Annotated in this window: 13 protein-coding genes; 9 read left to right on the top strand and 4 right to left on the bottom strand. The window is 65.0% G+C overall.

Annotated elements, in window-relative coordinates; genetic code table 11:
• The 9 genes from LGN19_RS25865 (at position 1) to LGN19_RS25825 (ending at position 7,564) form a co-directional block, all read left to right on the top strand.
• On the top strand, positions 1-552 hold the full coding sequence (locus LGN19_RS25865) for a TlpA family protein disulfide reductase (RefSeq protein WP_226217995.1): 552 nt from the start codon (positions 1-3) through the stop codon (positions 550-552).
• Positions 553-746: 194 nt separating this feature from the next.
• Positions 747-1,199, top strand: coding sequence for a type II 3-dehydroquinate dehydratase (gene aroQ / locus LGN19_RS25860; protein ID WP_011350880.1), 453 nt, complete (start codon positions 747-749; stop codon positions 1,197-1,199).
• Between the two features lie 66 nt (positions 1,200-1,265).
• Positions 1,266-1,736, top strand: coding sequence for an acetyl-CoA carboxylase biotin carboxyl carrier protein (gene accB, locus LGN19_RS25855; protein ID WP_226217843.1), 471 nt, complete (start codon positions 1,266-1,268; stop codon positions 1,734-1,736).
• Between the two features lie 84 nt (positions 1,737-1,820).
• Complete coding sequence (gene accC, locus LGN19_RS25850) at positions 1,821-3,188, top strand: acetyl-CoA carboxylase biotin carboxylase subunit (protein ID WP_122944425.1); 1,368 nt, start codon at positions 1,821-1,823, stop codon at positions 3,186-3,188.
• 2 nt (positions 3,189-3,190) lie between these two features.
• On the top strand, positions 3,191-4,093 hold the full coding sequence (gene prmA / locus LGN19_RS25845) for a 50S ribosomal protein L11 methyltransferase (RefSeq protein ID WP_226217841.1): 903 nt from the start codon (positions 3,191-3,193) through the stop codon (positions 4,091-4,093).
• Between the two features lie 45 nt (positions 4,094-4,138).
• On the top strand, positions 4,139-5,470 hold the full coding sequence (locus tag LGN19_RS25840; RefSeq protein WP_226217839.1) for a zinc-ribbon and DUF3426 domain-containing protein: 1,332 nt from the start codon (positions 4,139-4,141) through the stop codon (positions 5,468-5,470).
• A gap of 73 nt (positions 5,471-5,543) precedes the next feature.
• The gene (gene tpx / locus LGN19_RS25835; RefSeq protein ID WP_011350875.1) at positions 5,544-6,047 is read left to right on the top strand and encodes a thiol peroxidase; all 504 of its coding nucleotides are present in this window, start codon (positions 5,544-5,546) and stop codon (positions 6,045-6,047) included.
• 85 nt (positions 6,048-6,132) lie between these two features.
• Positions 6,133-7,071, top strand: coding sequence for a carbohydrate kinase family protein (locus tag LGN19_RS25830; RefSeq protein WP_226217837.1), 939 nt, complete (start codon positions 6,133-6,135; stop codon positions 7,069-7,071).
• Positions 7,072-7,090: 19 nt separating this feature from the next.
• On the top strand, positions 7,091-7,564 hold the full coding sequence (locus LGN19_RS25825) for a glycine zipper 2TM domain-containing protein (protein WP_021161893.1): 474 nt from the start codon (positions 7,091-7,093) through the stop codon (positions 7,562-7,564).
• Positions 7,565-7,806: 242 nt separating this feature from the next.
• On the opposite strand, the gene LGN19_RS25820 is transcribed toward LGN19_RS25825, so the two are convergent.
• The 4 genes from LGN19_RS25820 to LGN19_RS25805 all read right to left on the bottom strand — a co-directional run bounded on the left by LGN19_RS25820 (position 7,807) and on the right by LGN19_RS25805 (position 13,537).
• Positions 7,807-8,526: a histone H1-like DNA-binding protein gene (locus LGN19_RS25820; protein WP_174960454.1), complete on the bottom strand. Its 720-nt coding sequence runs from the start codon at positions 8,524-8,526 to the stop codon at positions 7,807-7,809.
• A gap of 28 nt (positions 8,527-8,554) precedes the next feature.
• Positions 8,555-8,881 carry a hypothetical protein gene (locus LGN19_RS25815; RefSeq protein WP_080741834.1) on the bottom strand — a complete coding sequence of 109 codons (327 nt, stop codon included), beginning with the start codon at positions 8,879-8,881 and terminating at the stop codon, positions 8,555-8,557.
• An 82-nt stretch (positions 8,882-8,963) separates the two neighbouring features.
• A complete protein-coding gene (locus tag LGN19_RS25810) occupies positions 8,964-10,175 on the bottom strand; it encodes a ribonucleotide-diphosphate reductase subunit beta (RefSeq protein ID WP_226217835.1) in 1,212 nt (403 codons plus the stop codon).
• A 365-nt stretch (positions 10,176-10,540) separates the two neighbouring features.
• Positions 10,541-13,537, bottom strand: coding sequence for a ribonucleoside-diphosphate reductase subunit alpha (locus LGN19_RS25805; protein ID WP_226217833.1), 2,997 nt, complete (start codon positions 13,535-13,537; stop codon positions 10,541-10,543).
• Between the last annotated feature and the right edge of the window lie 142 nt (positions 13,538-13,679).

Raw genomic sequence — 13,679 nt, 5'->3', positions numbered from 1 at the left:
ATGATGATGAAACGCATGTTGGCGCTCGCGGTGGTCGCGGCCGCCGCCGTTGCCGGCGGGCTCACCGCCGGCCATTGGTTCCGCGGCACCGCCGACGACGGCGTCGCCGTCGCCGCGCCCGCCGCACACGGCAGCCCGGTCGACCAGTTGTGGGCGGCGGCGCTGACGGGCACCGACGGCAAGCCGGCCACGCTGTCCGCCTTCAAGGGCCAGAAGGTCGTCGTCAATTTCTGGGCGTCGTGGTGCGGTCCGTGCGTCGAGGAGATGCCGGAGCTCGTCGCGCTGTCGCACCAATACAAACAGAAGGGCATCCATTTCATCGGGATCGGCGTCGATTCCGAACAGAACGTGAAGAACTTTCTGCAGAAGGTGAAGGTCGACTATCCGGTCTTCGTCAGCGGATATGCGGGTGCCGATCTGGCCCGCAATTTCGGCAATACCGCCGGCGCGTTGCCGTTTACGGTCGTCATCGACGAAACCGGCAAAATTCGCGAGACAAAATTGGGACAAATCCAACCGGCCGAGTTGAAAAAGACGCTCGACGCGCTGTAATCTGCCCGAACGGCGGCCCGCACGTTGGCGGCGATTTGCCCGTGGATCGCCGCAATTTCGCGTGAATTCGCCGATACTTTGCATGCGTGCCGGTAATTCTTGCAGGTCCGGCGCGCTCGGCCGTTCGGCAAAACTAGACAAATTTCTCTAAATAGCGCTAAAGTTCGCGCAATTCCGCAGAAATAGAAGCGACCATGACACGATTGCTGGTGCTGCACGGCCCCAACCTGAACCTTCTCGGCACCCGGGAACCGGAGGTGTACGGCCGCGTCACGCTCGCACAGATCGATCAGGCGCTTGCCGCGCGCGCCCGGGAAGCCGGCGCCGAACTGTCGTCGTTCCAGAGCAACCATGAAGGTGCGCTGGTCGACCGCATCCAGGCCGCGCGGGAGGAACAGACCGATTTCATCCTGATCAATCCGGCCGCGTATACGCACACGAGCGTCGCGATCCGGGACGCGATCGCCGGCGTTGGCATCCCGTTCGTCGAGGTTCATCTGTCGAACGTGCATCGCCGTGAAGCGTTCAGGCACCACTCCTACTTTTCCGACCAGGCCGAAGGCGTGATCTGCGGGCTCGGCTGGAAAGGTTATCTGTACGCGCTCGAGTACGCGCTGGACAAGCTGCAAGGCACGTCGCGCGGCTGATTTCGCGATCTAGATTCAGCGCCGGCCCCTCACCGGCGCTTTCACGTATTGAAAGGGGAATTCCCGATGGATCTTCGTAAGCTGAAAACTCTGATCGACCTCGTTTCCGAATCCGGCATCTCCGAGCTGGAAGTGACGGAAGGCGAAGGCAAGGTGCGCATCGTAAAGAACGCGCCTCCGGTCTACGTGCAGCCGACGGCTGGGTATGTCCCGCAAGTCAGCGCGCCCGTTCCGTCGGCGCTGCCGACCGACGGCGCCGCCGCGCCGGCCGCAGGCGGCGCAGCCGCACCGGCTGTCCCGCAGGGCCACGTCGTGACGTCGCCGATGGTCGGCACGTTCTATCGTGCGCCGTCGCCGGGCGCGGATCCGTTCGTCCAGGTGGGCGACACGGTCAAGGAAGGCCAGACGATCTGCATCATCGAAGCGATGAAGCTGCTCAACGAGATCGAGTCGGACAAGGCCGGCGTGATCAAGGAAATCCTCGTCGAGAACGGCCAGGCCGTCGAATACGGCCAGCCGCTTTTCGTGATCGGCTAAGTCCGCCGCGCGGCCTGCGGGCCGCGCGCCGCCGATGCCCGCCAGGCGCCGTTCGCGCGCCCCTCGAAGAGACGAATACTCGCTATGTTTGAAAAAATCCTCATTGCCAACCGCGGTGAAATCGCGCTGCGCATCCAGCGTGCGTGCCGCGAGCTCGGCGTCAAGACGGTGGTCGTCTACTCGGAAGCCGACAAGGAAGCCAAGTACGTGCGCCTTGCGGACGAAGCCGTCTGTATCGGCCCGGCCCCGTCGAACCTGAGCTACCTGAACATGCCGGCGCTGATCAGCGCAGCGGAAGTCACCGACGCCGAGGCGATCCACCCCGGCTACGGCTTCCTGTCGGAGAACGCCGATTTCGCGGAACGCGTCGAGCAGTCGGGCTTCACGTTCATCGGCCCGCGCCCGGAAACGATCCGCATGATGGGTGACAAGGTCACCGCGAAGCAGACGATGATCAAGACCGGCGTGCCGTGCGTGCCGGGCTCGGAAGGCGCGTTGCCGGACGATCCGAAGGAGATCGTCAAGATTGCGCGCGCGATCGGCTATCCGGTCATCATCAAGGCGGCAGGCGGCGGTGGCGGGCGCGGGATGCGCGTCGTGCACACCGAAGCCGCGCTCGTCAACGCGGTCAACATGACCCGCGAGGAAGCCGGCCGTGCGTTCGGCAACCCGCAGGTGTACATGGAGAAGTTCCTCGAGAACCCGCGCCACATCGAAATCCAGGTGCTGTCCGACGCGTACAAGAACGCGATCTGGCTCGGCGAGCGCGATTGCTCGATGCAGCGCCGCCACCAGAAGGTGATCGAGGAAGCGCCGGCACCCGGCGTTCCGCGCCGCCTGATCGACCGCATCGGCGACCGCTGCGCGGACGCGTGCAAGAAGATGGGCTACCTCGGCGCGGGCACGTTCGAATTCCTGTACGAAAACGGCGAGTTCTACTTCATCGAGATGAACACGCGCGTGCAGGTCGAGCACCCGGTATCGGAGCTGATCACGGGCGTCGACATCGTGCAGGAACAGATCCGCATCGCGGCCGGCGAGAAGCTCACGCTGCGCCAGCGCGACATCCAGTTCCGCGGACATGCGATCGAATGCCGGATCAACGCCGAAGATCCGTTCAAGTTCACGCCGTCGCCGGGCCGGATCACGTCGTGGCATACGCCGGGCGGCCCCGGCGTGCGCGTCGATTCGCACGCCTACAATGGCTATTTCGTGCCGCCGAACTATGATTCGATGATCGGCAAGCTGATCACCTACGGCGCGACGCGCGAGCAGGCGATTAGCCGGATGCGCATCGCGCTGTCGGAAATGGTCGTCGAAGGCATCCAGACCAACATCCCGCTGCACCGCGAGCTGATGATCGATTCGAAGTTCGTCGAAGGCGGCACCAGCATCCACTACCTCGAAAACCGGCTCGCCCAGAAGCAGCAGGTCGCACCGGAAGAAGCGTAAGCATGAGCTACCGCGAACTCGTCGTCGAACTGGCCCGTGAGCATGCGGAGGCGCTGTCCGACGCGCTGCTCGAACTCGGCGCGCTGTCGGTGTCCGTCGAAGACGCCGACGCCGACACGCCCGACGAACAGCCGCTCTTCGGCGAGCCGGGCCTCGTGCCCGACCGCACTGCGTGGCAGCACTCGCGCGTGGTCGCGCTGCTCGCGGCCGACCATGAGCCGGCCGTGCTGCTCGCGGCCGCCGCGAACGAAATCGGCGTCGCCGACACACCGGCGTTCACCGTCCGCGAAGTCGAGGAACAGGACTGGGTGCGGCTCACGCAATCGCAGTTCGAGCCGATCCCGATCGGCGAGCGGATCTGGGTCGTGCCGTCGTGGCACGATGCGCCCGATCCGGACGCGCTCATCCTCGAACTCGATCCGGGCCTCGCATTCGGCACCGGCAGCCACCCGACCACGCGCCTGTGCATGGAATGGCTCGAGCAGTCGGTGAAGCCCGGCCAGTCGGTGCTCGACTACGGCTGCGGCTCGGGCATTCTCGCGATCCTCGCGAAGAAATGCGGGGCGAACCCCGTGATCGGCATCGACATCGATCCGCAGGCAGTCGAATCGGCGCGGCAGAACAGCGAACGCAACCATGCGGAAGTCACGTACGGGCTGCCCGACGCGTGCCCGGACGGCGAATTCGACATCGTCGTCGCGAACATCCTGTCGAATCCGCTGAAGCTGATGGCGTCGATGCTCGCATCGAAGGTCAAACCGGGCGGGCGCATCGCGCTGTCGGGCGTGCTCGCGCGCCAGGCGGACGAAGTTGCGGCCGTCTACGCACACTACGTCGACATCTCGGTCTGGCGCGAACACGAAGGTTGGGTATGCCTCGCCGGAACCCGGCGCGAAAGCCATTAGAATAGCGCTGTCCTTCACTCTGGCCAGCAGGCCGCCCGGCTCGACATGCTTCTTGCGACGCGCTGCCCTCATTGCGAAACCGTCTTCCGGCTGCAGCAGGAACAGCTCTCGCTGCATCAAGGGCTCGTGCGCTGCGGGCATTGCCACGAAGTCTTCAACGCATCCGAGTCGCTCGTTCCCGAGCACGCGCAGCAGCCCGAGCCGGCCCTGACCGAGCCGGCTGCCGCGCCGGACGACGGCGACGCGCACCATCCGGCCCCGCCTCGGCTGTTCGCCGCCGAAGCGCCGGCCGGATCACCTGCAGACACCGATTACAAGCCGGAAGGCTGGGACATGTGGGCGCCGTGGCTCGATGCCGGCGTCGACCCGTCGCTGCAGCACAGCGTGCAGTCCGTGCGCACCGAACCGCTGATCCCGCTCGCGCTTCCGTCCATCGAAGCCGGCGTCGTTCACCTGTCCGGTACGCCCGCACCGTTCGCGCCCTCCCCGGCCGAGCTGGACACGTCCACTGCCGTCGCGAAACCAGCCGAATCGACGCAGACGCAACAGGATACCGAACCATCGGCCGCGCCCGTCGAGCGCGACCCGCGTGAACCCCGTTTCGTCGCCCACGTTCCGTCGGACGCAGATACCGCTCGCGATGCCGCCGAACCCGTCGGCACCGCGCACTTCGCCATTCAGGACGACGAACGCACGCCACGCGAACCGCGCTTTGCGTTCACACCGGCGCCGGCTGTCGCCGCACCTGGATCCGAGCCCGACACCGGCGCCACACGGCACGACGAGACACCCGCCGCGGCCGCCAACGCGCCGGCCGCCCCATTCCCCGCTGCGCTGACCGACGACGATCGTCCGCACTTCGCCGTCACGCGCGAGACGCGCGCGCCGCAGCGGCGCGGCATGCTCGGCGGCTTTTTCGGCGGCCTCGTCGCTGCCGTACTGGCCGCGCTGCTCGTCACGCAACTCGCGTGGTGGCAACGCGAAACGCTGATGATCTACTGGCCCGTCACGCAGGGCTGGTTCCGGCAGGCCTGCGCGCCCCTCGGCTGCAAGGTCGCGCCGCCGCGCGCGATCGACGGCCTGCGGCTCGACGCCACCGACTTGCGCCAGCTCGACGGCCCGCGCGAGCTCGAGCTGAAAGTGCCGCTGACGAACCGCTACCGCGTTGCACTCGCGTACCCGTCGCTCGAGCTGACGCTGCTCGACGACACGAATCACGTCACCGTGCGCCGCGTGCTCGCGCCGCGCGACTACGTGCGCCCGGGTACGCCGATCGACGCCGGGCTGCCGCCCGGCACGACGCAGACGATGGTCGTCCGCCTCGAAACGAACGGCACGCCCGCCTCGAATTTCCGCGTCCAGATCTTCTATCCGTGACGCGCCGCGGCGCGCACCTGCGCGCCCGTCTCAACCCGCGCGCCCGAGCGGCGCGCTATTTCGGAGCACGAACATGAGCAAAGTTACGCTGGGTGGCAACCCGATCGATCTCGCCGGCACGTTCCCGGCCGTCGGCGCACAAGGCGCCGATTTCAAGCTGGTCGGCAAGGACCTCGCCGACCTGTCGCTCGCCAGCTTCGCCGGCAAGCGCAAGGTGCTGAACATCGTCCCGAGCCTCGACACGCCGACCTGCGCGACGTCGACCCGCAAGTTCAACGAAGCCGCATCGTCGCTCGACAACACGGTCGTCGTCGTCGTGTCCGCCGACCTGCCGTTCGCCGCCACGCGCTTCTGCACGACCGAAGGCCTCGAGAACGTCGTGACGGCTTCGACGTTCCGCACCGGCCGCGCGTTCGCGAACGCGTATGGCGTCGACGTGACGAGCGGCCCGCTGAACGGCCTGACCGCACGTGCGGTCGTCGTGCTCGATGCGCAGGACAAGGTGATCCACGCGGAACTCGTCGGCGAAATCAAGGACGAGCCGAACTACGATGCAGCGCTCGCCGCACTGAAGTAAGCTTTCTCTCGCTTTGCCCTGCCGCGCCGCGCCTTTCGCGCGGCGCTGTCGCGCAGGGTCCCTCATTTCTACAGGAACGCACACCTTGGCTACGTTGATTTGCGGCTCGATCGCCTACGACTCCATCATGACTTTCGAAGGGCGGTTCCGCGAGCACATCCTCCCCGACCAGGTGCACCTCATCAACCTGAGCTTCCTCGTGCCGACGATGCGCCGCGAATTCGGCGGCTGCGCGGGCAACATCGCGTATGCGCTGCACCTGCTCGGCGGCGATGCACGCATCATGGGGACGATGGGCGCGCTCGACGCGCAGCCGTATCTCGACCGGCTCGACCAGTTCGGCCTGCGCCGCGACCACGTTCGCGTGCTGCCCGATACGTATACGGCGCAGGCGATGATCACGACCGATCTCGACAACAACCAGATCACGGCGTTCCACCCGGGCGCGATGATGCAGTCGCACCTGAACCACGCGGGCGACGCGCCGGGCATCAAGCTCGCGATCGTCGGCCCTGACGGCTTCGACGGGATGGTGCAGCACGTGGAAGAGCTCGCCAAGGCCGGTGTGCCGTTCGTGTTCGATCCGGGCCAGGGCCTGCCGCTGTTCGACGGTGCGACGCTGCGCCGCAGCATTGAACTTGCGACCTATGTAGCGGTCAACGACTACGAGGCCAAGCTGGTGAGCGACAAGACGGGATGGTCCGAAGATGAAATCGCCAGCCGGGTCGACGCCCTCGTCATTACGCGTGGCGAGCACGGCGCGACCATCCGCCACAAGCAGGGCACGGAGCAGATTCCTGTCGTGCCGGCCGAGCGGATCGCCGATCCGACCGGTTGTGGCGATGCCTTCCGGGGTGGCCTGCTGTACGGCATCGAGCATGGCCTCGACTGGGCAACCACGGGCCGCCTCGCGAGCCTGATGGGCTCGATCAAGATCGCCCACCAGGGGCCCCAGACTTACGTACTGACGCGCGCCGAGATCGACGCGCGCTTCGAGGCTGCATTCGGTTACAGTCTCAAATGAATATTGTGGGAGAGCAAAGATGTTGACGAAAAAGACCCTCACGCTCGCGGCCATGCTGACGGCCTCGCTGACGCTCACCGGCTGCTTCACCGCACCGGGCTCGGCGGATGTCTATAGCGTCGGCCAGGCGCAGCGCGAACAGACGGTCCGCATGGGCACGGTCGAAAGCGTCCGTGCGGTGCGCATCCAGTCCGACGGCGGCGGCAGCGCAATCGGCACGCTCGGCGGCGGCGCACTCGGCGCGGTCGCAGGCAGCGCGATCGGCGGCGGCAAGGGATCGATCCTGACCGCGATCGCCGGCGGTCTCGTCGGCGCGGTCGCAGGCAACGCGGTCGGCGAAAACCTCAGCACGGCGAACGGTGTCGAAATCACCGTGCGCCTCGACAACGGCGATCTGCGCTCGATCACGCAAGCGGCAAGCGGCGAAGCGTTCCGCGCCGGCGAGCGCGTGCGACTGCTGTCGAGCGGCGGCGTCACGCGCGTCACGCACTAACAGGTACCTCAGCGCGCGGCGCAAGCCGCGGTCGAACGCATGTGCGAAGCTGCACATGCGTTTTTTTTCGTCCGTACTCGCCGCGGGCCGGCATACGGGCACCCGGCGTACGGCCCTCGGCACATCGGCAAAGACGGACGAAAAAAATCCCGCCACCTGAGCCAGATGGCGGGACTGATTGAGTAGCGCTACTCAACCCACGGACACCACGTGAGTGTCCGGGTGATGCGGGTCAGCCTCGATTACGGACGGCTGCCGGTCGGGAACGGCCATGCCGCTGCCGGGTTGAGCGCGGTCTTCACGCCCGATGCCGGCGCAACCGATGCGGTCGACGCGGTCGTTGCCGGTGCTGCCTTCTTCACGACGGCCTTCTTCGGCGCAGCAGCCTTCTTCGGAGCAGCAGCCTTCTTGGCCGGAGCCGGAGCAGCAGCCGGAGCAGCAGCAGCCTTCTTCGCCGGAGCAGCGGCCTTCTTCGCAGGGGCAGCCTTCTTCGCAGCAGGCGCAGCCTTCTTGGCGGCAGCCTTCTTCGCAGCAGGCGCAGCCTTCTTGGCAGCAGCCTTCTTCGCCGGTGCGGCCTTCTTCGCAGCAGCCTTCTTCGCCGGTGCGGCCTTCTTCGCAGCGACCTTCTTCACTGCGACTTTCTTGGCTGCAACCTTCTTCACTGCGGCCTTCTTGGCCGGTGCTGCCTTCTTCGCAGCAACCTTCTTCACTGCGACCTTCTTCGCAGCAACCTTCTTCACTGCGGCCTTCTTGGCCGGTGCCGCCTTCTTCGCAGCAACCTTCTTCACTGCGGCCTTCTTGGCCGGTGCTGCCTTCTTCGCGGCAACCTTCTTCACCGCGACCTTCTTCGCAGCAACCTTCTTCACTGCAGCGGCCTTCTTCGCCGGAGCAGCAGCCTTCTTCGCAACGGTCTTCTTGGCAGCAACCTTCTTAGCAGCCGGTTTCTTCTTGGCGGTAGCCATGTTGTTCTCCTTCAGGTTCAGATGAGAGTCAGTTCAAACTACACCCTTCGTCAAAACCCGCTTCCCGCGGACGCTGTTCAGGACGTGCGCTTCGAAGCGGGCTATTCATCGGCGTACGCGGATACCACGCGCTTACGCTAATGAATACGGTATGGCGCGCGTGACCACCCGGCCTCGCGCGCCAAATCAAGTCGGTAGCCGGCGCGCCTCGCGCCGCTACCCCTAATCGCTTGATCAAGCGGACCGCCACACGGCTGTCCGCTTTTTCCGGAGGGAAGTTTGCCCATCCCACTGAAGGGTTCGCAAAGTGCCTGTCGTGTCGTTGGGCCGTTAAGGCACCGGGCATGCTTTGCATCAGGCGTTCTTGCTCCTAAACCTTGGGCCGGGGCCGAGAGGCCGCCGGCTGCACCATCATGTGACGGGTTCGCTGCTGCGGGTTATTCCCAGGACAGCGCACCGCCCGTCTGATACTCGATCACACGCGTCTCGAAGAAGTTGCGTTCCTTCTTCAGGTCGATCATCTCGCTCATCCACGGGAACGGGTTTTCCTCGTTCGGGTACAGCGGATCGAGGCCGATCTGCTGGCAACGGCGGTTGCTGATGAAGCGCAGATAGCTCTTGAACATCGACGCGTTCAAACCCAGCACGCCGCGCGGCATCGTGTCCTCGGCGTAGCGGTATTCGAGTTCGACAGCCTGCTTGAACAGCTCGCGGATCTCGGCGCGGAATTCGGCGGTCCAGAGATGCGGATTCTCGAGCTTGATCTGGTTGATCAGGTCGATGCCGAAGTTGCAGTGCATCGACTCGTCGCGCAGGATGTACTGATATTGCTCTGCAGCACCCGTCATCTTGTTCTGGCGGCCGAGTGCGAGGATCTGCGTGAACCCGACATAGAAGAACAGGCCTTCCATGATGCAGGCGAACACGATCAGCGACTTCAGCAGCTTCTGATCCGCTTCGAGCGTGCCGGTCTTGAAGGCCGGATCCGTCAGCGTGTGGATGAACGGGATCAGGAATTCGTCCTTCGCGCGGATCGACGTGACCTCGTGGTACGCGTTGAAGATCTCGCCTTCGTCGAGACCGAGCGATTCGACAATGTATTGGTACGCGTGCGTGTGGATCGCCTCTTCGAACGCCTGGCGCAGCAGGAACTGCCGGCACTCGGGCGCCGTGATGTGGCGGTACGTGCCGAGCACGATGTTGTTCGCCGCGAGCGAATCGGCCGTCACGAAGAAGCCGAGGTTGCGCTTCACGATGCGGCGCTCGTCCTCGGTCAGACCGTTCGGGTCCTTCCACAGAGCGATGTCGCGGGACATGTTGATTTCCTGCGGCATCCAGTGGTTCGCGCAACCGGCCAGATACTTTTCCCACGCCCACTTGTACTTGAACGGCACCAGCTGATTGACGTCAGTCTGGCCGTTGATGATGCGCTTGTCGGCGACATTGACCCGCGCTTCCGAACCGCCGGCGGGAACAGCCGATGCTTGCGGCGGCACCGCAAGATCGCCTTCGAAAATGTCGCGGACCTGATGGGCGGCAGGCGTTGCAGCCCGCAGTCCGACAGCCGCTCCTGCGGAGGTGCGCATCGCGTTTTGCTGCGCTCCGCTCGCGGGAGTTACGGCAGTCTTCTCTTCATCCCAGTTGAGCATAAATTCTCACCATCAATTTAGAACGGTTTGTACCATCTTTTCCTGAGCGATAAAAGGGTTCGCTCACGAAAAATCCTTTTTTCGATTCGCGTTGCGACCTCGATACAACACTTTGAGCAACGCATCGTCGTTCATGCAGAGCGCGACGTGTGTCGCGCGTGTATCGCGAGGTGCGCTCGACGCATCGAACGCTGATCGAAACGCGACGTCGTCGGGGATGTTTCGATCGCTTGTCACTGCCTGCAACGCAGGTGCCGCGTTACAGATTCCTTATCATTTTTTTAGTTGAGAGCGGCGCACACTTCAACCTCGATCGGTTGTCGTGTGCGCCGCGCTGACCTTCTTCTCAGGTCAGGCGCACTGCGTTACTGGCACGCTTCGCACTCGTCGAAGCCAGGATCGCCCGGACGCATCGTGCACACCGGACCATCTGCCTCCACCGGCGCGAGTGCCGGTGCTGCGTCGACTGCGCCCGACGACGATGCTGCGCCGCCTGCCGCACCGAAGCCGCCGGCTGCGCCTTGCGCGCCGCCGCTGCTCGAACCGCCGCTCGTCGGCACTGCGTTCAGCGCGCCGTGTGCGACCGTCGACTTCTCGACGTGCGTCGCCGCCATCGTGCGGAGGTAGTAGGTCGTCTTCAGGCCGCGCAGCCATGCGAGCTTGTAGACCTCGTCGAGCTTCTTGCCCGACGCGCCGCCCATGTAGATGTTCAGCGACTGCGCCTGGTCGATCCACTTCTGGCGACGCGATGCCGCTTCGACCAGCCACGTCGGGTCGACCTCGAACGCGGTCGCGTAGATCGCGCGCAGGTCGGCCGGGATGCGGTCGATGCGCGACAGCATGCCGTCGAAGTACTTCAGGTCGGCAACCATCACTTCGTCCCACAGGCCGCGGTCCTTCAGGTCGCGCACCAGGTACTCGTTCACCACCGTGAATTCGCCCGACAGGTTCGACTTCACGTACAGGTTCTGGAAGGTCGGCTCGATACAGGCCGACACGCCGATGATGTTCGAGATCGTCGCCGTCGGCGCGATCGCGACGCAGTTCGAGTTGCGCATGCCGTGCGTGGCGATCCGCGAACGCAGCGACGTCCAGTCGAGCGATTCGGACGTGTCGACCTCGACGTAGCCGCCGCGCGCTTCGGCGAGCAGCTTCAGCGTGTCCTGCGGGAGGATGCCGCGATCCCACAGCGAACCGCGGTAGCTCGAGTAGCGGCCGCGCTCCTCGGCCAGCTCGGTCGACGCGTGGTACGCGTAGTAGCAGACCGCTTCCATCGAACGGTCGGCGAACTCGACCGCCGCTTCCGACGCGTACGGCGTGCGCAGCAGGTGCAGGCAGTCCTGGAAGCCCATGATGCCCATGCCGACCGGGCGATGCTTCAGGTTCGAGTTACGTGCCTTCGCCACCGCGTAGTAGTTGATGTCGATCACGTTGTCGAGCATGCGCATCGCGACGCTGATCGTGCGCTTCAGCTTGTCGTGGTCGAGCGCGTAGCTGCCGTCGGCCTGCTTCACCAGGTGGGCGACGAGGTTCACCGAGCCGAGGTTGCACACCGCGATTTCGGAGTCGCTCGTGTTCAGCGTGATTTCCGTGCACAGGTTCGACGAGTGGACGACGCCGACGTGCTGCTGCGGCGAGCGGATGTTGCACGGATCCTTGAACGTGATCCACGGGTGGCCCGTCTCGAACAGCATGCCGAGCATCTTGCGCCACAGCTGCGCCGCCGGGATCTTCTTGAACAGCTTGATCTCGCCGCGCGCGACCTTGTCTTCGTAAGCCGTGTAAGCCGCTTCGAATTCCGCGCCGAACTTGTCGTGCAGGTCCGGGCAGGTCGACGGCGAGAACAGCGTCCAGTCGGCGCCTTCCATCACGCGCTTCATGAACAGGTCGGGAATCCAGTTCGCCGTGTTCATGTCGTGCGTACGGCGGCGGTCGTCGCCCGTGTTCTTGCGCAGCTCCAGGAACTCCTCGATGTCGAGGTGCCACGATTCGAGGTACGCGCAGACCGCGCCCTTGCGCTTGCCGCCCTGGTTGACCGCGACGGCCGTGTCGTTGACCACCTTCAGGAACGGGACCACGCCTTGCGACTTGCCGTTCGTGCCCTTGATATGCGAGCCGAGTGCACGCACGCGCGTCCAGTCGTTGCCCAGGCCGCCGGCGAACTTCGACAGCAGCGCGTTTTCCTTCAGCGCTTCATAGATGCCGTCGAGATCGTCCGCGACCGTCGTCAGGTAGCACGACGACAGCTGCGAGCGGTGCGTGCCCGAGTTGAACAGCGTCGGCGTCGAGCTCATGAAGTCGAAGCTGGACAGCACGTTGTAGAACTCGATCGCGCGCGTTTCGCGGTCGATCTCGTTCAGCGACAGGCCCATCGCGACGCGCATGAAGAATGCCTGCGGCATTTCGATGCGGCTGCCGTCGACGTGCAGGAAGTAGCGGTCGTACAGCGTCTGCAGGCCGAGGTAGCCGAACTGCAGGTCGCGGTTCGCGTCGAGCGCTTCGCCGAGGCGCTTCAGGTCGAACTGCAGCAGCTTGTCGTCGAGCAGGCCGGCGTCGACGCCGCGCTTCAGGAACTGCGGGAAGTATTCCGCGTAACGGGCCGACATCTCGGCCTGGACCACTTCCTCGCCGAGGATCTCGCGACGGATCGTGTGCAGCAGGATGCGGGACGTGACCTGGCTGTATGCCGGATCCTTTTCGATCATCGTGCGCGCGGCCAGGATCGCCGAGTCGTAGACCTGGCTCATCGGCACGCCGTCGTACAGGTTCTTCACCGTTTCGGCGACGATCGGGTCAGGGTTAACCGCGGTGCCGAGGCCGTCGCATGACGACACGATCAGTGCGCGCAGTGCGTTCAGGTCGAGCGGACGCGTGACGCCGTTGTCGACGACGTTGATGCCGGTGCTCGCCTCGCCACCTGCTGCGGCTGCTTCCTCGCCCGCGTTCTGGCGCTCGAGGTGACGCTTCTCGCGATACAGCACGTACGCACGCGCGACGTTGTGCTCGCCGCCGCGCATCAGCGCGAGTTCGACCTGGTCCTGGATGTCTTCGATATGGAACGTTCCGCCGTTCGGGCGGCTGCGCACGAGCGCGCGCACGACGTTGTGCGTCAGCTGCTCGACCTGCTCGCGCACGCGCGCCGATGCCGCGCCCTGCCCGCCATTGACGGCCAGGAAAGCCTTGGTCACCGCGATCGCGATCTTCGAAGGTTCGAACGAGACGACGCTGCCGTTGCGGCGGATCACCTTGTAGTCGGCGAACGTGGCCTGCGGCGCGAGCGCCTTCGCGCCCTGTTCGGTCCCGCCGAGCGGACGGCTCGAGGCGCTCTCGTACTGGGACGTCGCGTTGTCGGTGGTTTGCATGTGCAAAGCTCCTGGTGTTGGATGGTGCGGAGAGAACCGCGGATTAAAACGAACGCTGCGCAACGCGGTGCGCGAGCGGTAAGAGGCGAGCGATGCGTCGGGGAGGCCGGTTCGGTCGATGCGCGACAACCGATCCGGTCGT

This window comes from Burkholderia sp. AU30198, from assembly GCF_020419825.1.
Taxonomy (GTDB): Bacteria; Pseudomonadota; Gammaproteobacteria; order Burkholderiales; family Burkholderiaceae; genus Burkholderia.
This window is presented reverse-complemented; position numbering and strand designations above follow the sequence as displayed.